The 21,130-nt window shown below is 39.0% G+C and carries 18 protein-coding genes and 1 pseudogene; 15 read left to right on the top strand and 4 right to left on the bottom strand.

Annotation, left to right across the window (positions count from 1 at the left end; translation table 11 throughout):
• Positions 1-9 precede the first annotated feature (9 nt).
• The 14 genes and pseudogenes from asp1 to ACESOD_RS08620 all read left to right on the top strand — a co-directional run bounded on the left by asp1 (position 10) and on the right by ACESOD_RS08620 (position 15,043).
• Positions 10-1,590, top strand: coding sequence for an accessory Sec system protein Asp1 (asp1, locus tag ACESOD_RS08685; RefSeq protein ID WP_373095080.1), 1,581 nt, complete (start codon positions 10-12; stop codon positions 1,588-1,590).
• Positions 1,574-3,106, top strand: coding sequence for an accessory Sec system protein Asp2 (asp2, locus tag ACESOD_RS08680; RefSeq protein ID WP_373095077.1), 1,533 nt, complete (start codon positions 1,574-1,576; stop codon positions 3,104-3,106). The genes asp1 and asp2 overlap by 17 nt, the downstream gene beginning before the upstream one ends.
• Positions 3,103-3,543 carry an accessory Sec system protein Asp3 gene (gene asp3, locus ACESOD_RS08675; RefSeq protein ID WP_315640015.1) on the top strand — a complete coding sequence of 147 codons (441 nt, stop codon included), beginning with the start codon at positions 3,103-3,105 and terminating at the stop codon, positions 3,541-3,543. Before asp2 ends, asp3 begins: the two co-directional genes overlap by 4 nt.
• Entirely contained in the window at positions 3,530-5,908 is a 2,379-nt protein-coding gene (gene secA2, locus ACESOD_RS08670; RefSeq protein WP_373095074.1) for an accessory Sec system translocase SecA2, read from the top strand. Before asp3 ends, secA2 begins: the two co-directional genes overlap by 14 nt.
• Before the next feature lie 11 nt (positions 5,909-5,919).
• Positions 5,920-7,440 carry an accessory Sec system glycosyltransferase GtfA gene (gtfA, locus tag ACESOD_RS08665; RefSeq protein ID WP_373095071.1) on the top strand — a complete coding sequence of 507 codons (1,521 nt, stop codon included), beginning with the start codon at positions 5,920-5,922 and terminating at the stop codon, positions 7,438-7,440.
• Entirely contained in the window at positions 7,424-8,770 is a 1,347-nt protein-coding gene (gene gtfB, locus ACESOD_RS08660; protein ID WP_373095068.1) for an accessory Sec system glycosylation chaperone GtfB, read from the top strand. The genes gtfA and gtfB overlap by 17 nt, the downstream gene beginning before the upstream one ends.
• Entirely contained in the window at positions 8,763-8,942 is a 180-nt protein-coding gene (asp4, locus tag ACESOD_RS08655) for an accessory Sec system protein Asp4 (RefSeq protein WP_049508236.1), read from the top strand. Before gtfB ends, asp4 begins: the two co-directional genes overlap by 8 nt.
• 4 nt (positions 8,943-8,946) lie before the next feature.
• Positions 8,947-9,171 carry an accessory Sec system protein Asp5 gene (asp5, locus tag ACESOD_RS08650; protein ID WP_075228150.1) on the top strand — a complete coding sequence of 75 codons (225 nt, stop codon included), beginning with the start codon at positions 8,947-8,949 and terminating at the stop codon, positions 9,169-9,171.
• A 242-nt stretch (positions 9,172-9,413) separates the two neighbouring features.
• Positions 9,414-10,136 carry a pseudouridine synthase gene (locus ACESOD_RS08645; RefSeq protein ID WP_373095065.1) on the top strand — a complete coding sequence of 241 codons (723 nt, stop codon included), beginning with the start codon at positions 9,414-9,416 and terminating at the stop codon, positions 10,134-10,136.
• A gap of 110 nt (positions 10,137-10,246) precedes the next feature.
• Positions 10,247-11,581, top strand: a complete 1,335-nt coding sequence (gene pepC / locus ACESOD_RS08640) for an aminopeptidase C (protein ID WP_373095062.1) — start codon at positions 10,247-10,249, stop codon at positions 11,579-11,581.
• 138 nt (positions 11,582-11,719) lie between these two features.
• Positions 11,720-13,033: pseudogene (locus ACESOD_RS08635) on the top strand (ISL3 family transposase).
• Positions 13,034-13,267: 234 nt separating this feature from the next.
• Entirely contained in the window at positions 13,268-13,873 is a 606-nt protein-coding gene (locus tag ACESOD_RS08630; RefSeq protein WP_060955179.1) for a DUF4230 domain-containing protein, read from the top strand.
• A 166-nt stretch (positions 13,874-14,039) separates the two neighbouring features.
• Positions 14,040-14,285: a glutamate synthase gene (locus ACESOD_RS08625; protein ID WP_070458797.1), complete on the top strand. Its 246-nt coding sequence runs from the start codon at positions 14,040-14,042 to the stop codon at positions 14,283-14,285.
• A gap of 338 nt (positions 14,286-14,623) precedes the next feature.
• Positions 14,624-15,043: a leucine-rich repeat domain-containing protein gene (locus ACESOD_RS08620; RefSeq protein WP_223339927.1), complete on the top strand. Its 420-nt coding sequence runs from the start codon at positions 14,624-14,626 to the stop codon at positions 15,041-15,043.
• A gap of 233 nt (positions 15,044-15,276) precedes the next feature.
• Here the strand turns inward: ACESOD_RS08620 and ACESOD_RS08615 are convergent, their stop codons facing one another.
• The 4 genes from ACESOD_RS08615 to adhP all read right to left on the bottom strand — a co-directional run bounded on the left by ACESOD_RS08615 (position 15,277) and on the right by adhP (position 19,406).
• A complete protein-coding gene (locus ACESOD_RS08615) occupies positions 15,277-16,188 on the bottom strand; it encodes a PTS system mannose/fructose/sorbose family transporter subunit IID (protein ID WP_045763029.1) in 912 nt (303 codons plus the stop codon).
• A gap of 14 nt (positions 16,189-16,202) precedes the next feature.
• The gene (locus tag ACESOD_RS08610) at positions 16,203-17,015 is read right to left on the bottom strand and encodes a PTS mannose/fructose/sorbose transporter subunit IIC (protein ID WP_153225636.1); all 813 of its coding nucleotides are present in this window, start codon (positions 17,013-17,015) and stop codon (positions 16,203-16,205) included.
• Between the two features lie 29 nt (positions 17,016-17,044).
• Positions 17,045-18,034: a PTS sugar transporter subunit IIB gene (locus ACESOD_RS08605; RefSeq protein WP_301560174.1), complete on the bottom strand. Its 990-nt coding sequence runs from the start codon at positions 18,032-18,034 to the stop codon at positions 17,045-17,047.
• A gap of 352 nt (positions 18,035-18,386) precedes the next feature.
• On the bottom strand, positions 18,387-19,406 hold the full coding sequence (adhP, locus tag ACESOD_RS08600) for an alcohol dehydrogenase AdhP (protein ID WP_373095056.1): 1,020 nt from the start codon (positions 19,404-19,406) through the stop codon (positions 18,387-18,389).
• 372 nt (positions 19,407-19,778) lie between these two features.
• On the opposite strand from adhP, the gene ACESOD_RS08595 reads away from it, so the two are divergent.
• Entirely contained in the window at positions 19,779-21,056 is a 1,278-nt protein-coding gene (locus ACESOD_RS08595) for a glutamyl-tRNA synthetase (RefSeq protein ID WP_049526057.1), read from the top strand.
• The last annotated feature ends 74 nt before the right edge of the window (positions 21,057-21,130 follow it).

Below are 21,130 nucleotides of genomic sequence, written 5' to 3'. Positions count from 1 at the left end.
GAGAGTGTTATGTATTATTTTATTCCGGCTTGGTATGGTAGCCATCGGCAGTGGCATACTGATATAACCCCGTGGTACTTTTCGCAATTTAAATTAGAATTTGACGACACCTTTAATCAGATTCGTCTACTAGATAGGTTGGAACAATCGACACGTCTATTGATTTTGGCTTATCAGCCACATCTTCGCTATTTTTTACATCGTCATGGTGTATTAGAAGCTGAAGTATATTCTATTTTTGATGAGATGCAGGATATTACTGATATTTCTCCACGAGTATTGAATATCAGAGATATCGAGTGGGATAAGGACTGTGAATTTATATACAGTCCTTTCGCCATTATTATCCAAAAAGATGGAAAACGCTATGCCCAGATTGAGCATGGTGTGGAAGGCTTTATTAGTGATATCCAGTATTTTGACGGTCAAGGTCAAATATCTAAACGCTATATTATGGATGATCGAGGCATGGTGTCGAGTGTCATTTATTATCAGGATAATCAGCCATCTTATCAAGATTACCTGAATCCTGAAGGGATTTGGCAATTCAGAGAGTATTTGCAAGAGGATGGTAGGATAGAGATTAATCCTATTTTTGCCTTTCGTTTTCATTCACTCCACTATAGTGATATGGAGCAGTTGGTTGCTGAATTTTTTGAGAAACGACTCGAAAAGATTCATGAGAGTAGTGATTTATTTATTGTCCCATCTGACTCCAGACATAACGATTTTGTTTTAAATCGTTTACCTGAAGCGAATCCGAAAATATTGAGTCTTTTCATCGGTCGTAATCCAAAGGAGACTTTGAGAGACCTTCTTGGTCCTATATCCAAGGTCGATTTGGTCTTGGTTGATAGGGAGGATAGCCTTCAGCATTTGCAGGAATTGTATCCAGATAAATACAATCTGTTCAAACATTTATCGCCATTTGATACTCGTTTGAGATTAGGAAAAAGTCAGACAAAGAGAGAATCCATTATTTACTATCAACTTAATTTTGAAGAAGAAGTAGACAGAGAAGGTCTTTTCCAAATCTTATCCTTCCTTGCAGAGACCAAAGACACTGAGGTAATTTTTGGTGCTTTTGCTGCCAATAACGACCAGATGGAGAGAATGGCAGATATAATTCAAGAGATCATAGATGAAAAATTCCCAGCAAAGAGTTTTGAAAAAGAAGTTGACTTTGAAGGGGTTGAAAATCCTTTAAAGGAAAATGCGCAGCTGAAACTCCGTTATCGCCTGTTAAACATCAATGATGAATTGGAAATGATTAAGACCTTAGAATATGTTCGTTTGATTGTTGATTTGAATCCCCAACCTCACCTATATACCCAAATAGCGGGAATTAGTGCAGGAATTCCTCAGGTGAATCAAGTAGAGACTGTCTATGTTGGCCATTTGAAAAATGGCTACCTGATTTCTACCATCACAGAATTTAAGAAAGCAGCCCATTACTACCTAGATACCCTAAAAGAATGGAATCTGTCTTTGGTCTACTCGATTGATAAAATCAAGGAACATACGGGTGAAAAATTTGTGGAAAAACTAGATCAATGGATAGAGGAGAGTACAAATGTCAAAGGATCTTAAAATCCTACAGATAGGGACGGAAAATTGGAAGCATCGTTATGAGATCCCTAAAAAGATGGAATGGTATTATTTTTATCCTAATTCTCCTAAGGCTCTTAAAGAAACGATAAAAATGGATGAGATTCGCAAGTTCAATGCCATTCTCATTGAAGACGGCCGTTACTTGGTTGACCTACTCCCAATCATTAAAATAATTGAGCCTTATACAATTTTCTATAACCAAGAGTTTCAAACAAGCAATCCTCTTATTTTGGATTTAATCAAAAAACGCTGTGCCCAAGCAGTTGACTTTTCAGAACCACAGAAGCTCTTAAAAGATTTATCCACTTCTTTATTCGGTGGTGGATACGGAGATAAACTGAATCCTTCTGCAATTGATGTCCATCCAAGTTTTAAGGGATCTATTTCTTATCAAGGGTTTGAGTATCTGCTCTTAGAGGGGGATTTTGGTTCTGAGTTTTCTCCAGTAGCTAATTGGAAATATAACTTTGTCTCTTCAACAAAACTTCCAATAGAGTTGTGGCTAGAGTATGAGAAAAGTGAAGGTGTAGAATTTCAGTTTCGGGTAAAAAAAATGCCTGAAGGTTCGGTTTCAGGTGTAGTTGAAGACTTGCTCTATACAGAAGAAGACCTGAAGACATCCCTAATCATGGATCAGGATTACAATTCCTACCTCTGTATGTCTGTCGAGGCGCGTGGTCAGGGAACCCTAAAATTGGGAAATCTACACCAACGTTGGACCCGGAAGTACTTTGGGAAATATGTCCTTGGGGGGAATATCTTACACGATAACAAGCGTGATGAGATTAACTACTTCTTCCATCCTGGAGATTTTAAACCACCATTAGCTGTTTATTTCGCAGGATTCCGTTCTGCCGAGGGTTTTGAAGGATATTGGATGATGCAAAATTTTAAGTGTCCCTTCATTCTGTTCTCTGATCCTCGATTAGAGGGAGGAGCTTTTTACATAGGTGGTGAAGATCTGGAAGAAAAGATTAAGCAAACCATTCGCCATTATCAGGAATACTTAGGTTTTGATAAAAAAGATTTGATCTTATCAGGTTTATCAATGGGAACCTTCCCCTCTCTTTACTATGGCTCATTCTTTGAACCGAAAGGAATCGTTGTGGGTAAACCCTTAGCAAATTTAGGAACAATCGCAAGACGTGGTAGATTGGAAGCACCAGGTGTCTTTCCAACGGCCTTTGACGTGCTCCATCATCAAACTGGAGGAATCAGCCCAGCTCATATGGATGAGTTGGATAACCGTTTTTGGTCTGCCTTCAAACAAGCAGATTTTTCTCAAACGACGTTTGGTCTTTCTTACATGAAGGATGAAGATATGGACAGTCATGCTTATGATCAGCTCGTCACTACGCTCTGTCAAGCTGGAGCGAAGATCTTATCAAAAGGAACAGCAGGTCGACACAATGATGATACAGGAACCAATATTACCTGGTTTATCCATTTTTATAACATGATATTACAAGCAGAATTTGGAAGAGGTGAGACATGATAATAAATCAAAGAGAAGACATACTCTGGGGAGATATGGGAGCAACTTACCTATATGGAACTCGAGTTCAGTTTTGGGAAGATGGCCATATCAGTCTTTCAAATCCACTTCTAGCACCAGGTGAAGTTCTCAAATCATGGCTTTCAAGCTTGAATTATCAAGGTGGTAGAAGCCAACCCAGCCTACCTCTCTTAAAAAGAAATCATCGCTATCAATTTACCATGAATATGACTTGTTATCCTGAAAATAGCATTTACATCAAACTAGTTTTCTTGGACCGTTACGAAGAAGTGCTAGAAGAAAAAGTTGAGAAAACCTTATCTTTTTCTTTCGTCTATCCTGAGGAGGCTTATACCTATAGAGTTTCTCTCATTGCTGCTGGGTTTGAGTCACTCGATTTTTATTCTTTCTCAATTAAGGAGTATGATCGTGTTTAATAGTTTGTATCAAAATAGAAAACTCAGAAAAGTCAGAGCTACTTTAAAAAAGATCAATGGTCTCAAAGATGAGATGGCAGCTCTTAGCGATGAAGCCTTGGCAGCAAAAACGGTAGAGTTTCGTCAACGTTTAGCAGAGGGGGAAACCCTAGATGACTTACTTGTTGAAGCTTTTGCAGTTGTACGTGAAGCCGATAAGCGTATCCTAGGGATGTTTCCTTATGATGTTCAGGTTATGGGAGGCATTGTTATTCACCAAGGGAACGTTGCTGAGATGAATACTGGTGAAGGAAAGACATTGACTGCGACCATGCCACTTTATCTCAATGCCTTAACTGGTAAAGGCGCCATGTTGATTACGACCAATGAATATCTAGCTAAACGTGACGCAGAGGAAATGGGGCCGGTCTATCGATTCTTAGGTTTGAGTATAGGAATCCCATTCACTGATGATCCTGAGGAAGAATTAAAAGCCGAAGATAAAAGGAAAATTTATAACTCAGATATTATCTATTTGACCAATAGTAGTCTAGGTTTTGATTATCTAACTGATAATCTGGCTTCCAGTAGTAACGAAAAGTTTTTGCGCCCATTTGACTATGTCATCATTGATGAAATTGATGATATTTTACTAGATAGTGCACAGACCCCACTCATCATTGCGGGTTCTCCTCGCGTTCAGTCCAACTACTATGGCATCATCGATACTTTAGTAACGACCATGATTGAAAATGAAGACTATATCTTTAAAGAAGAAAAAGAAGAGATATGGTTGACTACAAAGGGGGCTAAAACTGCTGAAAACTTCCTAGGGATTGATAACTTGTATAAGGAAGAATACGCAACTTATGTACGACATCTAGTCTATTCCTTGAGAGCTCATAAGTTGTTCACGAGAGATAAGGAGTATATCATTCGAGATGATGAGATGATTCTCCTGGATAAAGGGACTGGTCGTTTGATGGAAATGACCAAGTTGCAGGGAGGTCTTCATCAGGCCATCGAAGCCAAGGAGCATGTGAAACTCTCTCCCGAAACGCGGGCGATGGCTTCTATCACCTATCAAAGTCTTTTCAAAATGTTTAATAAGATATCAGGAATGACTGGGACTGGGAAGGTCGCAGAGAAGGAATTTTTGGAAACCTATAATATGTCTGTTATCCGAATTCCGACCAATCGTCCCTTAATCCGAAAAGACTATCCAGATAATCTTTATGTAACACTACCAGAAAAGGTTTATGCTTCACTTGAGTGTATTAAGGAATACAATCTCAAAGGAAACCCACTACTAGTCTTTGTCGGATCTGTTGAGATGTCGCATCTCTATTCATCCCTACTTTTGCGGGAAGGAATCGCCCATAACGTCTTGAATGCCAATAATGCTGCGCGTGAGGCACAAATTGTCTCTGAATCAGGTCAGATGGGAGCAGTGACGGTTGCGACATCCATGGCAGGTCGAGGAACAGATATTAAATTGGGACCGGGTGTTGCAGAACTTGGTGGCTTAGTAGTCATCGGTACAGAACGAATGGAAAGTCAGCGAATTGATCTGCAAATCAGAGGACGCTCGGGTAGACAAGGAGATCCAGGTCTGTCGAAGTTTTTTGTATCATTAGAAGATGATGTTATCAAGAAGTTCGGTCCATCCTGGGTTCACAGAATGTACAAAGAGTATAGTGTTGCTGATATTACTCAACCACAAGTCCTTGAGGGAAGAAAATATCACAGACTGGTTGAGAAAGCTCAAAATGCAAGTGATAGTGCTAGTCGCGCCAACAGACAGAGAACACTAGAATATGCTGAGAGTATGAATATCCAACGTGATCTCATCTATAAGGAAAGAAATCGTTTAATAAACGGAGATAGGGATCTTCGAGATGTATTATCTGAGATGATTGACGAGTATATTGAAAATATTTTATCTGAAAATCTAAAAACCAGAGAAGAATTATTTCACTATATTGTCACGAATATCAGTTTTAATATCCGAGAATTACCTCTTGATCTAGTCATTGAAGATGAACAAGAGTTGAGAAATTTCTTGATTCAGATCATTAACAATGAGTTAAATGATAAGAAGACCTTGTTAGAACCTCATGATTTATATGACCAATTTTTGAGAGTTTCCATGCTTAAAGCCATTGATGATAACTGGGTAGAACAGGTGGACTACCTGCAACAATTGATGATGGCAATTGGCGGGCAAACAGCCAGTCAAACGAACCCTATCGTAGAATACTACCGAGAAGCCTATATGGGATTTGAAGCCATGAAAGAGCAGATTCGTTCAGATATGGTACGGAATATCTTGATGGGCTTGGTACAGATGGGACCTAAGGGCGAAATCGTAACCCATTTTCCATAAAAGGAGAATATATGACAATTTACAATATAAATTTAGGAATTGGCTGGGCCAGCAGTGGTGTTGAATATGCCCAAGCTTATCGTGCGGGTATTTTTCGCAGCCTGAATCTGCCGTCGAAGTTTATCTTTACAGACATGATTTTGGGCGATAATATCCAGCATTTAACCGCAAATATCGGTTTTGATGATGATCAGGTTATCTGGCTCTACACTCATTTCACAGACATCAAGATTGCACCGACCAGTGTGACGGTAGATGATGTTTTGGCTTATTTTGAAGGTGTAGAAAGCCGTCGTGAAAGAAACGGGAAAATTGAACGAATCTTCTTCTCAGATGAAGACAAGTTTATCACTTGTTATTTGGTAGATGAGGAAAAAGATTTTGTCCAACATGTGGAGTATGTGTATGCTGGTAAATTGATCCGCAAGGATTACTTCTCATATACACGCTACTGCACAGAGTATTTTGCTCCTAAAGATAATGTAGCGACACTCTACCAAAGAACCTTCTACAATGAAGATGGGACTCCAGCTTATGAGATGTTCATGAATCAAGGGACCGAGGAAGTCTACCGTTTTAAGGATCGAATCTTATACGGGAAGCCTGCCTTGATCCGTTATTTCATGCAGACACTTGAGTTAAGTAAATCAGATCTAGTGATTTTGGATCGTGAGACAGGGATTGGTCAGGTGGTCTTTGAAGAAGCGCGTGCAGCGCACCTTGCTGTTGTCGTTCACGCTGAGCACTATAGTGAAAATGCGACCAATGATGATTATATCCTTTGGAACAACTATTATGACTACCAGTTTACCAATGCAGATAAGGTCGATCTCTTTATCGTTTCAACGGATCGTCAAAAGGAAGTTCTAGAGCAACAGTTTGCTCGCTATACCTCGCATGCTCCTAAGATTGTGACCATTCCAGTTGGAAGTGTTGACCAATTAACAAAACCACAAAAGAGTCGTAAACCATTTTCTCTTATTACAGCTTCGCGTCTAGCCAAGGAAAAACACATTGATTGGCTTGTCAAGGCTGTAATTGAGGCTCATAAGGAATTGCCAGAATTAACCTTTGATATCTACGGTAGTGGTGGTGAGGAAGGACGTCTTCATGAGATTATCGCTGCAGGTCAGGCAGAAGAGTATATTAAACTCAAGGGTCATGCAGAACTCTCCCAAATCTATTCACAGTATGAAGTTTATCTAACTGCTTCTACAAGTGAAGGATTTGGTTTGACACTCATGGAAGCAATTGGCTCAGGCTTGCCATTGATTGGTTTTGATGTTCCTTATGGAAATCAAACCTTCATCGAAGATGGCGAAAATGGATATTTGATTCCAAGCTCATCTGACCATGTCGAAGATGAAATCAAGAAAGCTTATGCAGAAAAAATCTGCCAACTGTATTCGGAAAATCGCTTGGAAAGTATGAGAGAAAAATCCTACCAGATTGCTGAGAAATTCTTGACTCAAGAGATTTTGAATAAATGGGAAAAAACAATCAAGGAGGTAGTGGATGATTCAGTTATTTGATGTATACAATCAAGAAAGCCAAGATTTGCATTATAGTCTGACTGTGGCAGGACTGTCTGATTTGACTGTGGTTATTGAACCAGATGGATTTTTACCAGATGGAGTTGTCTCACCCTTCACTTATTATTTGGGTTATGACAGTGGCAAACCCTTGTACTTTAACCAAGTTCCTGTCCCAGACTTTTGGGAGATTGCTGGTAATAATCAATTTGGGACTATCAATGATCTCAATCAAGAACGGGCAGTGATTCATTTTGCAGATGGCTTACAGGCTCGTTTGGTGAAAAAAGTCGAATGGAAGACACCGGCAGGCCGCATCTTTCAAGTAGATCACTACAATCGTTTTGGAGCTTGCTTTGCTAAGACCACCTTTGATGGATCTGGTCAAGCTATTATGACTTCTTATCGGGACGTAGATCAAAAGGAAGTTATTTTAGAAAACCATGTCACAGGTGATATTCTGCTGACCTTGGAAGGTCAAGGATTGCGCCATTTTTCTGGTCGAGTGGCCTTTATTATAGACTTCTTACAAGGTTTGAAAGTGAATCTTGACCACATTCTCTTTAATACCCTATCTACATCGTTTTTGACTTCCTTCCATTTCCCAGAAAAATCAGGTCAGGATATCCTAGTTTGGCAAGAACCATTGCAGGATCATATTCCAGGAAATATGCAACTGATCTTGGAGAATGATCAACTTCGAGCTAAGACCATTATCATTCCAGATTATGCGACTTATGAACGCGCTCTGCAATTGACGGATGAAAAATTCCATCATAAGTTTAGTCACTTGGGTTATCATTATCACTTTAAGCGCGATAATTTTGTTCGTCCTGATGCCTTGATAGTGACCAATTCGGACCAACTAGAGCAAATCGAAAAACTGGTGGAGAGTTTACCAAGGGTTACTTTCCGAATCGCAGCAGTGACAGAGATGTCATCTAAGTTGTTGGATATGCTCCGCTATCCAAATGTTGTGCTCTATCAGAATGCCAGTCCCCAAAAGATTCAGGAGCTTTATCAGTTATCAGATATCTACCTGGATATCAACTATGGGAATGAACTGCTTCAGGCTGTTCGACAGGCTTTTGAACACAACCAACTGGTCCTAGCTTTTGAGGAAACAGCCCATAATCGCCGCTATACAGCTCCAAATCATATTTTCGCTAAGGAAGCAGTTGATGACATGATTCATACCATTGAGTTAGCCCTTTCTCATGTCAAAGAGATGGGTCGAGCTCTTGGAGATCAAGGGTACCATGCCAATTATGTAGATCCAATTATGTATCAGGAGCGGATGGAAACCATTTTAGGAGAAAGCCATGACTAAAAAAGATCTATTTTATCAAGATGTTGAAGGTCGCATGGAAGAGATGAAACAACAACCCATCAAAAAAGAAAAATCTACACGTGGTGAAAAAATTAGTAAGACATTTTCTTTCTTGATAGGATTCATCATTTTGATTGGTTTATTATTTACTTTGATAGGACTTTTGAGGTAGTTAAATGACAGAATTATTGATAATTTTAACCATTATTTTAGCTATTGTCTTAATCATCCTTGTGACCATTCAACCAAGGCAAACTCAAATTTTTTCTATGGATGCTACTAGTAATATCGGAAAGCCCAGCTATTGGCAAAGCAATACGCTTGTTAAAGTCTTAACCTTACTCGTTAGCTTATCACTATTTGTGTTGTTGCTCCTCTTTATGGTTTTAACTTTTAACTAATCTTTTTCTGTATTGCTAGAACGTTTGATTTTAACAGTGAAGATTTAAAGAAATTTAAGTTTGAGGAGAAAATTTTAAGAAAACTTTTAGGAATCTAATTTATACTATAAGCATAAGTTAAGAAGAACTTAACTTTAACTCCTAAAAATTTTTCATAATAATCTCCCTATAAAATAAAGTCGCCCAATCAGGCGGCTTATTTTTTGTTCTAAGTCTATGCTTTTTCATGGTATAATAGTGCTATGAGATTAGATAAATTTTTAGTTGCCTGCGCTGTAGGAAGTCGGACGGAAGTTAAAAACTTTCTAAAGACTGGGCGCGTGATGGTCAATGGTAAAAAGGAAAAATCTGCCAAGCTACAAATCAATGAAGAGACAGACGAGATTTGTTTTGACGGGCAAAAGCTAGACTACGAGGAGTTTGTTTACTATATGATGAACAAGCCCCAGGGTGTTATTTCAGCAACTGAAGATCCTAAACATAAGACTGTGTTGGATTTGTTAGATGACTTAGCTCGTTCAAAGGAAGTTTTCCCAGTAGGGCGTTTGGATATCGATACGCATGGACTCTTGCTCTTGACCAATGATGGTCAGTTGGCTCATGCTCTTCTTTCTCCTAAACGTCATGTGGATAAGACTTATCTGGCACAGGTCAAGGGGATTATGACCGATGCAGATGTTGAGACATTTGCACAAGGGATTCCGCTCAAAGACTTTACCTGTCAGCCTGCCAAGCTGGAACTTGTATCTCTTGATAGAGAAAAAAACCAAAGTCTGGTTCGTGTGACCATTGCCGAGGGGAAATTTCACCAGGTTAAACGGATGGTAGCCTACTGTGGCAAGGAAGTGGTGGACTTGCAACGTCTGACCATGGGAACTTTAACCTTGGATGAAAATCTGAAACGTGGGGAATGGCGTCGCTTGACCACAGAGGAATTAGAAGGCTTGCGCGAAAGTGTTGGGTAAACTGTGTAATCTTTGAAAAAGGTGAGGAAAATATCCTTACCTTTTTCAGTTTTTGGTTGCTTCCTTTGTGAAAAGAGTTATAATAGACTGTAGAATAAAAGGAGGATTTTATGAACGCGATTCAAGAATCATTTACAGATAAATTATTTGCCAACTATGAAGCAAATGTAAAGTACCAAGCTATCGAAAATGCTGCTAGCCACAATGGAATTTTTGCAGCCCTCGAGCGTCGTCAAAGCCATGTAGACAACACACCTGTTTTCTCACTTGATTTGACAAAGGACAAGGTTACTAACCAGAAAGCATCTGGTCGTTGCTGGATGTTTGCGGCCCTCAATACCTTCCGTCACAAACTCATCACTCAATACAAACTTGAAAACTTTGAATTGTCACAAGCCCACACCTTCTTCTGGGACAAGTATGAAAAATCAAACTGGTTCTTGGAGCAAGTCATTGCGACTGCAGACCAAGAATTGACAAGCCGCAAGGTTAGCTTCCTACTCCAAACTCCACAACAAGATGGTGGTCAATGGGATATGGTTGTGGCTCTCTTTGAGAAATATGGTGTCGTTCCTAAGTCTGTTTATCCAGAGTCTGTTTCATCTAGCAGCAGTCGTGAGCTCAATGCAATCCTTAACAAATTGCTTCGTCAAGATGCTCAAATCTTGCGTGACCTCTTGGCTTCTGGTGCTGATCAAGCGACTGTTCAAGCAAAAAAAGAAGACCTCTTGCAAGAAATCTTTAACTTCCTTGCTATGTCACTAGGACTTCCACCACGTCAATTTGACTTTGCTTATCGTGATAAGGATAACAACTACCAAAGCGAAAAAGGCATCACTCCACAAGAGTTTTACAAGAAATATGTCGACCTTCCACTAGAAGACTACGTTTCTGTAATCAATGCTCCAACTGCTGATAAACCATATGGCAAATCTTACACAGTTGAGATGTTGGGAAATGTTGTTGGTAGCCGTGCAGTTCGCTACATCAACGTACCGATGGAACGCTTGAAAGAATTGGCCATTGCCCAAATGCAAACAGGAGAAACTGTTTGGTTTGGTTCAGATGTCGGCCAACTCAGCAACCGTAAAGCCGGAATCCTTGCGACAGATGTTTATGATTTTGAATCAAGCATGGATATCCAACTCACTCAAGACAAGGCTGGACGTTTGGATTACAGCGAAAGCTTGATGACCCACGCCATGGTCTTGACAGGTGTTGATTTGGATGAAAATGGCAAATCAATCAAATGGAAAGTTGAAAACTCATGGGGAGACAAGGTCGGTGCAGATGGTTACTTTGTTGCCTCAGATGCCTGGATGGACGAATACACTTACCAAATCGTTGTTCGCAAAGAATTGCTAACAGAAGAAGAACGAGCTGCTTATGAAGCAGAACCAATCGTGCTTGCACCATGGGATCCAATGGGTGCCTTGGCAGAATAAATGAGATATAAAAAGAATGGTTCTATAATTTTTAGGGTTGATGGAAATTTTCCACCAACCCTATTTTAGTGTATACAAAAAGGCCAACATCCATTATATTAAAAGCGCTGAAACCTAAAACAAAAGGATGATGACCATATGAACAATATACTAGAAGCTACACTACAAATCAAAGATAAAAACATTATTTGGGATAATAATGTTCAAGAGAAGATAAAAAATAGAAAATCTTTATTTTATTCAGCTACATATACGCATAAACCATAATTATGTGCCGTTTGTGGGTGCGTTAGCCAAAATAACAATATTGTTAAAAACGGGACGAAAACTTCTCGTATCACTCTCTGTTCTGTTTCAGGCCTTCCGGCCTACTTAAAGCTACGAAAGCAGAGGTTTCTCTGTAGAGAATGTGGTTCTTCATTTACTGCAGATACTAGTCGAATTGTAGAAAAATACTGTCATATCTCGAAACGATTAAAAAATGAAATTAAGGCAAAAATAAGTGAAACAGTATCTGAAACATATATTGCCAAAGAAACAAATGTTTCAATTCATACCGTTAGACGTATCATAGATGATACAGCACGATTATTAACGATTAAACCATTACATGATTTACCTGAGCATTTGTGTTTTGATGAATTTAAATCTGTTAAATCTTCCGATAGCAATATGAGCTTCATTATTTGTGATAGCACTACACACAAGTTGGTCGATGTTGTACGAGGTAGAAAATCTTACAGTTTGAAACAATATTTTTATCGTTTTGAGCCTGAGACTAGATTAAAGGTGAAAACTATCTCCATCGATATGTACTTGCCATACATTCAATTAATAAAAGAAATGTTTCCTAACGCAAAAATTATCATTGATCCTTTTCACATTGTACAAGCCTTGAATAGAGAATTAAATCGAACTCGGGTACGTATCATGAATCAGCATCGTTATAAAAATCCTAAATTATATCGAAAGTTAAAACATTATTGGAAGTTAATTTTAAAGAACCCTAATGAACTTCAGAACTATAAATATAATCGTTATAAGCTTTTTGAAAGCTTCATAACAAGTAAAGGAATCGTAGATTATATCTTAGAAAACAATCCATCTCTAAAAAATGATTATGAGGTTGTACATTCACTTCGTGAATGTATACAGGATAGAGATTATATAGAATTCAAGGAAACGATTGAAGCAGCTACGCAATTAGACCTATCTCCTGGTTTAAAAAGAGTATTAAAGACTCTTATGACTTACTTGCCATATATTCAAAATACTTGTGAGTATCCAACTAGAACAAATGGCCCTATTGAAGGAATAAACAATAAAATAAAAGTGCTTAAAAGAAATGCCTACGGCTTTAGAAACTATTACCATTTTAGAAATAGGATTATTTTAATAACAAAAATGTTTGGCCCAAAACAAAAAGGAATTAAGCAACAATTAGTTGCTTAATCCCTTCCTAAATTTCTTCATCAACACTATTTGACAAAGAGCCCTTTTTTAGTGCTCAAAATAGCACTCAATTTTAAATGGATTTGGTGTTCAAAAAATATAATCAAATGCAACAAACTAATTTCATTTTTAATAGGCACAATTAATTTTAGAAGATAGTACGAAAAAATATTGACTGTTTTCTTTAGAATGTGTAAAATTTAGATAGATTATTTAAAGTGAGGTTTTTTTATCTTGTCTATATTAAAGAAGAAATTTAATAAGTTTAGTGTTCTATTGAATCTGGTATTAATAGCTATTATAGCTATTGGAGTGCTATTTTTCTTACCTAAGGAACATAAATCAGAAGTCAAATCGTCAATTAATATCGAAAGTATTGAAAAAGTGAATGAAGTTGTATTTTTGAATGCGGGAATTAATGAAATTATTTCTGAAACAAAAACAACTCAAGTTTTTGGGTTTGATGTGCCGTTCTCTAAAAAAACAGCATTAGTAATTTTAAATTATAAAGCTAAATTTGGGATTAAAAGTAGTGTAAAGATTGAACAAATAGGTGAAAAAGAATATAAGGTTATTGTTCCAAAATTTGAAGTAATTGGTGTGGAACTTTCAAAAGATAATCCTTACAATTTGTATGATGATCATGGAGAGTTGTTAAGTGGGACTACAGAAGATGTTGATACTGGGAAATTGGTCACAAACCAACTTTCTAGTGATAAACAAGCAGAGTATTTAGATAAATTTAAGAGTGAAATTAAAGAATCTGCAATCAATTATTATAAAACAATATTTTCTTCAATGGATTCTGAAGTAAAAGTAACTATAGAATTTACAGAATAATTTTTGAAATACAAAACCCTGACCAGAGATGGTCAGGGTTTTGTGTGGTTCTATAATTTTTAGGGTTGATGGAATTTTTCCACCAACCCTATTTTAGTGTATACAAAAAGGCCAACATCCATTATATTAAAAGCGCTTAAACCTAAAACAAAAGGATGATGACCATATGAACAATATACTAGAAGCTACACTACAAATCAAAGATGTACACAATGAAGGTGTTACATTCCATTTCTTAGAGAATATTAAAGAAGTATTGCGTGATGAGAGTGGGAAAGTAACTGGTGTAAAAGTTATTACAATGGAACTTGGTGAACCTGATGAAAGTGGAAGAAGATCAACGCATGAACTGGCAGGTAGTGAACATATTATTCCATGTGACCTTGTCGTTGCAGCAATTGAACAAAAGTAGACTTTAGTGTTCTAGATGAAAGGTAAAAATTTGACTTTCGGTCAACATCAGAATACAATAGAAATGAACTAATAACAGGGGATGCATATTTAGGTCCTCAATCTATCGCAACCGCAATTAAAGGCGGGTGAGAAGTTGCGACAGAAGTACATGAATCGTTTAAAGAAAACACATAAATAACTTGTGGTGCCTTTCGTTTTTTTACTGGGAAAATTAAGGAACTATAGTTATAAATCCTTAAAGATATTAATATATTAACATGCGTATATTTATAGGAAGAAGGTTATGTCATCTATAGTTGTACTTCTGACGATAAGGTTGTTCGTGTACCAAAGGAAATTAAAGGTAAACCTGTTATCGCAATTGGAGAACGTGGTCTTGCGAACTTGAAACATTGTGAGGCAATCGTTTTACCAGATACAGTACGATATATTGGAAAAGGTGCGTTTACGATTGACAATAAGTTAAAGTATGTCCACTTTGGTAAGTCAATAGAAACAGTAGAAGATGATGTTTTCAACTCTGACAGTTCATTAGAATCAGTTGTATTCCCAGAAGGAACAAAGAGTATTGGAACATTAGTATTCTGGGGGACATCATCAATTAAATCTATTACAATTCCAGCAAGTGTAACAGAAATTACAGAATACTTCTATTTTGTGGATAACTGTAACCCAGATGTAGAAATCCATACACCTAAGGGATCAAAGGCAGAAGAAGTAGCTAAAGCAATGCAACTTAAAGTAGTAAATGACTAAAGGGGAATAGTATGAACAAAAAATTACTATCAGGCTTAGGGACTGACCCCAAAAAGTGAGAATTTAATAAAAACACCCTAGGGCTACCGTCTTCGGTATCCAACCGGAGACAGGTAGTCCAATTTTTGTTGGATTCTTTTTTCATTAGGTTCTTCATCAACACTATTTGACAAAGAGCCAAAAGAATCAGGAGATAATCCTGATTCTTTTTTGTTTGTAAATTCTCACCGAGATTACATGATACCGAAGAAACGAGCTGCGATACCAACTACAAAGAGGGCAAGAATGATTGTGATTGGAGATACTTTTTTCTTAAGCAACCACATGCAAAGGAAAGTAAGGAGAAGTCCCATCAATCCAGGGATCAATGAGTTCAACTGACCTTGAAGCGTTTGTGGTTGAACGCTATCCAAGCTCAATCCGCTAAGTGCTTGGCCGAGGATTCCCTTCAATTCTCCACCTGTAACAGGACCTTCTGGGAATACGATGTAGGCACCTTCTGACAATTGTTTACCTGGAAGGTTGATAGTGAAGTTGATCGATACCCAACGTTGTACAAGAACGGCAAGGATGAACATACCAAGGATAGAAGCTCCTTTAGTGATGTCTTTCAAGATACCACCAGACATATCTTTAGTGATTTCAGATCCAGCCTTGTAACCAAACTCTTGTGTATACCATAGGAAAGACATACGGATTGCATTCCATCCAAAGAAGAAGAGAAGTGGACCAACGATGTTACCAGTTGCAGCAAGTGATGCACCAAGGGCACCAAGGATAGGACGAACTGTAAACCAGAAGACTGGGTCACCGATACCAGCAAGAGGTCCCATCATACCGATCTTAACACCTTGGATAGCAGCGTCATCGATTTCAGTACCGTTTGCGCGTTCTTCTTCAAGTGCAAGAGTAACCCCCATGATTGGGGCAGCTACGTATGGGTGAGTGTTGAAGAACTCGAGGTGACGCTCAAGAGCAGCAGCTTGGTCTTCTTTTTTAGTGTAAAGTTTCTTGATAGCTGGGATCAAAGAGTAAGCCCAACCCAAGTTTTGCATACGTTCGTAGTTCCAAGAACCTTGAAGGAATTGTGAACGCCACCAAACTTTTTGGCGATCTGATTTTGATAATTGAATTTTTTCAGCCATGATTGTTCCCCTTTCTAGTAGTCTTCTAGGATATCACCGATTGGATCGTTAGAAGTTGCAGCTCCTCCTCCGCCGTTTCCACCTTGTTTAGAAAGGTTGAGGTAGATGAAGGCAAGGGCAACACCGATGACACCAAGGGCAATCAAAGTCAATTGAGAGATTGCTGCAAGAGCAAAACCGATAGCGAAGAATGGCCATACTTCACGAGTAGCCATCATGTTGATAACCAAAGCGTAACCAACGGCAACGACCATGGCACCACCGACAGCCATACCACCTTTAAGCCATTCTGGCATAAGTTCCAATACGCCTTGAACGGCTTCAGTTGGCATTGCAAGCAAGAGTGCAGCTGGGATAGCAATACGTAGACCTTGAAGAGCAAGGGCAAAGTAGTGAGCGCGCTCAACAGCTGTAATGTTTCCTTCTTTAGCAGCAGCGTCAGCAGTGTGAACCAAACCAACTGAGATTGTACGAACAATCATAGTTAAGAAAAGTCCAGCTACAGCAAGAGGGATTGCAGTTGCAGTTGCGACTGCGATACCTTCAGTAGTAAAGTTACCACCTTTGATCATGATAATTGCAGCAGCAACAGAAGCAAGAGCAGCGTCAGGAGCTACGGCAGCTCCGATGTTAGCCCAACCAAGGGCGATCATTTGAAGTGATCCACCAAGCATAACCCCTGCTTCGAGGTTACCAGTTACAAGACCGATAAGGGTACATGCTACGATTGGTTGATGGAATTGGAATTGGTCGAGGATACCTTCAAGACCTGCGAAGAAGGCAACAACTACAACCAAGATAGCAGAAATGAATGAAATATCTGACATGGTTTTATTCCTTTTCTATTTAATGTTAATTATTGAACGTTAGCTTTGCTAATCAAGTCAAACAAATCTTTTTTAGTGTCGTTTGGTACTTTACGTACGTCAAATTCAACACCAAGATCACGCATTTTTTCAAATGTAGCAACGTCGTCTTTGTCCATTGACAATACGTTGTTGACCATTGTTTTACCAGTTGAGTGAGCCATTGATCCAACGTTAAGAGTCTTGATTGGCACACCGCCTTCGATAGCACGAAGAGCATCTTGAGGTGTTTCAAACAAGATAAGGGCGTGTGTCTCACCAAAACGAGGGTCTTTTGCAACCTCAATCAATTTTTTGATTGGTACAACGTTAGCCTTCACTCCGTTAGGAGCTGCTTGTTTGATCAATTCTTTACGAAGATCGTCGTTAGCTACGTTATCTGAAGCAACGATGATACGGTTAGCTTTTGAATCTGGTGTCCAAGCAGTTGCGACTTGTCCGTGAAGAAGACGTGTGTCAAGACGAGCAAGATTGATTTTCAATTTACCGTCTCCGATAACTGTTCCTTCTGGGATAGCAGCTTGGGCTACAGGAGCAGCTGCAGCAGTTGCAACTTCCTCAGCTGGATTTAGCTCTTCTGGAAGAGCCTTGATGCCATCTTTGGCCTCTTTAATGATGTTTGCAGCGACTTTATCCACTCCAGCAGCAGCGTCCATCAGGCGCTCTGTGTAAGCTTGGATCAACATCGGTAAATTAAGTCCTGTGATGATGGCAAATTTACGTTCAGGGTTTTCTCCCATTACGCGGCTAGCTTGGTTAAATGGAGAACCACTCCAAAGGTCAGCCAAGACTAGAACCTCATCTTCTGCGTCAAATGCAGCCACAGCATTGTTGAACTTGGCGTATAAATCATCTGGACCTTCGTTTGGCATAAAGGTTACAACTTGAACCTTTTCTTGTTCACCAAAGATCATAGATCCTGACTGATGAATACCCGCGGCAAATTCACCGTGGCTCGCAATAATGATTCCGATACTCATTATTGTCATTCCTCCTTATAAAATGTTTGACTTGTAGTTTAAGAAAACTTTAAGACTCCTTAAGTATAAATCGTTTTCAGAAAAAAAGCAACTAATTATAATAAAGAGTGAAAAAAATCTCAAAGTTTCATATTTGTAAATATTGATATATCAACTTTTTATAAAATCGTCTATAAAATGGTAAAAAAATTTAATATAAAAAAGCAGAGGGACTAGGAAGTTTACGTCAGTAGTGCTCTTGGGCGTCTAAAAAATGCCTCAAGTCCAATTAATTGTTATGTCAAAATTTTATTACTAAAAAAACGAGGTGGGATCTTCTGTCCCTACCTCATTTTGGCATTTATTATTTATCTTAGTGAGTAAAGTCTAGAACCATACGACCTTGGATGGTTCCAGCAGCCATTTCATCAAAGACAGCAATAGCATCTTCCACAGGGCGTTTTTGAACGATTGGAACAACGAGACCTTCTGCACCAAATTGGAAGGCTTCTTCCAAGTCTTTACGTGTTCCAACAAGGGAACCGATGACTTGGATACCGTCAAGAACTGTTTTGACGATGCTAAGGTCCATCATTTCAGATGGGAGACCAACAGCAACTACTCGACCTCCTGCACGAACAGAATCAACTGCTTGATTAAAGGCAACTTTTGATACAGCTGTTACGACAGCTGAGTGAGCACCACCATTTGTTTTTTCTTTGATAAGACCTGGAACATCTTCGACTTCAAGACCATTAATCACGATATCAGCACCAACTTCTTTAGCTAGAGCAAGTTTATCATTGTTAATATCAACTGCGATAACGTGAGCGTTGAATACTTTTTTAGCGTATTGGACAGCCAAGTTACCAAGACCTCCAGCGCCATAGAGGACAACCCATTGGCCTGGTTCAACTTTTGCTTCTTTGATAGCCTTGTATGTAGTAACACCGGCACAAGTGATAGAAGAAGCTTGGGCTGGATCGAGACCATCTGGAACCTTAACAGCATAATCTGCAGTTACGATACATTGTTCAGCCATACCACCGTCAACTGAGTAGCCTGCATTTTTTACGGAACGACAAAGAGTTTCTCGTCCGGTTGTACAGTATTCACACATACCACAGCCTTCAAAGAACCAAGCTACGCTGACACGGTCGCCAACTTTGAGGCTTTTAACATCAGGAGCGACTTCTTTGACGATACCAATCCCTTCGTGACCAAGAACGCGTCCTGGAACTTTACCAAAGTCACCATGGGCAACGTGGAGGTCAGTGTGGCAGACACCACAGTACTCAACTTCTACAAGAGCTTCCCCAGTTTCGAGTGGACGGAGAACTTTTTCTTCAATAGCAACACCAGTGCCTTCTGGATTTACAACAACAGCTTTCATAGCTATCCTCCTTGATGATTCGTTGAGGTGCAGTGGAAAAGGGGCTTGGCTTGAGAGGTTTTCAAGTGAAGTCGAATTTGAACCGCCCTCTTATTTACTTATATGTGAAGTATATCACGATATTTACTATAGTACAATAGTTTTGAGGTAAAAAACTATGTAATCGCTTAACCGGTTGATAAGACTGTGAAAATTGAACAAATAAGATTGATGCATTGGCGAGTAAATACCTATAAACGCTAGAAAAGTTGACTTTATATCGCCTCTTTAAGGTTTTCAGCAAATTTTCTGAGTTTCTTCTCGAGGGGATTTTGGTATAATATAGAAAGCAATTGATCTTTCTGATAAGAGAATTTAGAGTGAGAGGTATCTATGTCCCCTTCTGTTCAGTTATTGAAAAACCGTTATTTAAAAAATATAAAAGAAAATCCAGATCTCTATATTGGGATTGAGTTGGAGTTTCCTATCGTTCATGTAAATGGGCAAGCGACAGATATTGAAGTCAGTAAGGACTTGATGCGCTTTTTGGTGGATGCTCTCCATCTGGAAGTTGAAAAAGAGGACCAGGAAGGAAATCCGATTCAACTTGTAGAACCAAAAAATCAGGATCGGATTCTGTTTGAGGTTTCCTACACGACCTTGGAGTTTGCCTTTGGCAGAGCCCATAATATCCAAGAGGTCCAAGGACGCTTCGAGGCCTATATGAAGGTCATTCAGGAAAAGCTTGGAGAAAAGGATCATGCTATCCAGGGCTGGGGAATTCACCCAAACTGGGATCAGAATGACAATCGACCTGTGGCTTATCCACGTTACCAGATGCTGATGGATTACTTGCATATGGGAAGTCGCCAAGATAGAGCTGATTTGCATGACTTTCCACAATACGGTGCTTTTATCTGTGGGAGTCAAGTTCAGTTGGATGTATCGACTGCTAACTACCTACGTGTCATCAATGCTTTCACTCAGCTTGAGGCAGCCAAAGCTTTCTTATTTGCCAATTCTGAGTTTTCGGGAGCAGAATGGGATACTCAGATTTCACGAGATATCTTTTGGGAAGACTCCATGCATGGGATTTATCCAGAGAATGTCGGTGTCAATGCCAGACTTTTCAAAGATGAGGATGATTTCTTCGATTATCTAGACCACTCTGCGATTTTTACAGCAGAACGAGGTGGAGAAACCTACTATTTTTCTCCGATTCGGGCTAGAGATTACCTAGCTACTGAGGAAGTTTCGGCCTATACTTTAAATGGAAAAGAAACTCTGCTTGTTCCTCATGAGAAGGATTTTCAAACGCACCGTAGTTACCAATATCAAGACCTAACAACTCGAGGGACGGTTGAATTCCGTAGTGTTTGTACGCAACCCCTAGACCGAACCTTTGCTTCGGCAGCCTTTCATCTAGGTTTGTTGGTAAATCTAGACAAGCTTGAAACATACCTAGAAACAGCACCTTTCTTTGAGAGATTTGGTCGTGACTACAAATCTTTGAGACGTCAGTTTTCTAAGAAACAGCTTTCAGATGAGGAGACAGCTGGAATTGTTCAATTCTCAAAAGATTTGCTAGCTATAGCAGAGCAAGGACTTGAGATGAGAGGGCAGAGTGAAATGAGCTATTTAGAGCCTCTGAAAGAAAAAATGACTCTATAATTTTCTTATAAAGGAAGAATTTTCTGAAAAATCATGTTATAATGGATGAGACTATAGATAAAGGATAGAGATTT

It is taken from the genome of Streptococcus oralis (assembly GCF_964238205.1).
In the GTDB taxonomy this organism is placed as follows: Bacteria; Bacillota; Bacilli; order Lactobacillales; family Streptococcaceae; genus Streptococcus; species Streptococcus oralis_CZ.
The sequence above is the reverse complement of the archived record's forward strand: the minus strand, read 5'-3'. Positions and strand labels throughout refer to the sequence as shown.

Coding starts and splice junctions, on each gene's coding strand:
- asp1 (WP_373095080.1), top strand. CDS start 10: ATGTATTATTTTATTCCGGCTTGGTATGGTAGCCATCGGCAGTGGCAT.
- asp2 (WP_373095077.1), top strand. CDS start 1,574: ATGTCAAAGGATCTTAAAATCCTACAGATAGGGACGGAAAATTGGAAG.
- asp3 (WP_315640015.1), top strand. CDS start 3,103: ATGATAATAAATCAAAGAGAAGACATACTCTGGGGAGATATGGGAGCA.
- secA2 (WP_373095074.1), top strand. CDS start 3,530: ATGATCGTGTTTAATAGTTTGTATCAAAATAGAAAACTCAGAAAAGTC.
- gtfA (WP_373095071.1), top strand. CDS start 5,920: ATGACAATTTACAATATAAATTTAGGAATTGGCTGGGCCAGCAGTGGT.
- gtfB (WP_373095068.1), top strand. CDS start 7,424: ATGATTCAGTTATTTGATGTATACAATCAAGAAAGCCAAGATTTGCAT.
- asp4 (WP_049508236.1), top strand. CDS start 8,763: ATGACTAAAAAAGATCTATTTTATCAAGATGTTGAAGGTCGCATGGAA.
- asp5 (WP_075228150.1), top strand. CDS start 8,947: ATGACAGAATTATTGATAATTTTAACCATTATTTTAGCTATTGTCTTA.
- ACESOD_RS08645 (WP_373095065.1), top strand. CDS start 9,414: ATGAGATTAGATAAATTTTTAGTTGCCTGCGCTGTAGGAAGTCGGACG.
- pepC (WP_373095062.1), top strand. CDS start 10,247: ATGAACGCGATTCAAGAATCATTTACAGATAAATTATTTGCCAACTAT.
- ACESOD_RS08625 (WP_070458797.1), top strand. CDS start 14,040: ATGAACAATATACTAGAAGCTACACTACAAATCAAAGATGTACACAAT.
- ACESOD_RS08615 (WP_045763029.1), bottom strand. CDS start 16,188: ATGGCTGAAAAAATTCAATTATCAAAATCAGATCGCCAAAAAGTTTGG.
- ACESOD_RS08610 (WP_153225636.1), bottom strand. CDS start 17,015: ATGTCAGATATTTCATTCATTTCTGCTATCTTGGTTGTAGTTGTTGCC.
- ACESOD_RS08605 (WP_301560174.1), bottom strand. CDS start 18,034: ATGAGTATCGGAATCATTATTGCGAGCCACGGTGAATTTGCCGCGGGT.
- adhP (WP_373095056.1), bottom strand. CDS start 19,406: ATGAAAGCTGTTGTTGTAAATCCAGAAGGCACTGGTGTTGCTATTGAA.
- ACESOD_RS08595 (WP_049526057.1), top strand. CDS start 19,779: ATGTCCCCTTCTGTTCAGTTATTGAAAAACCGTTATTTAAAAAATATA.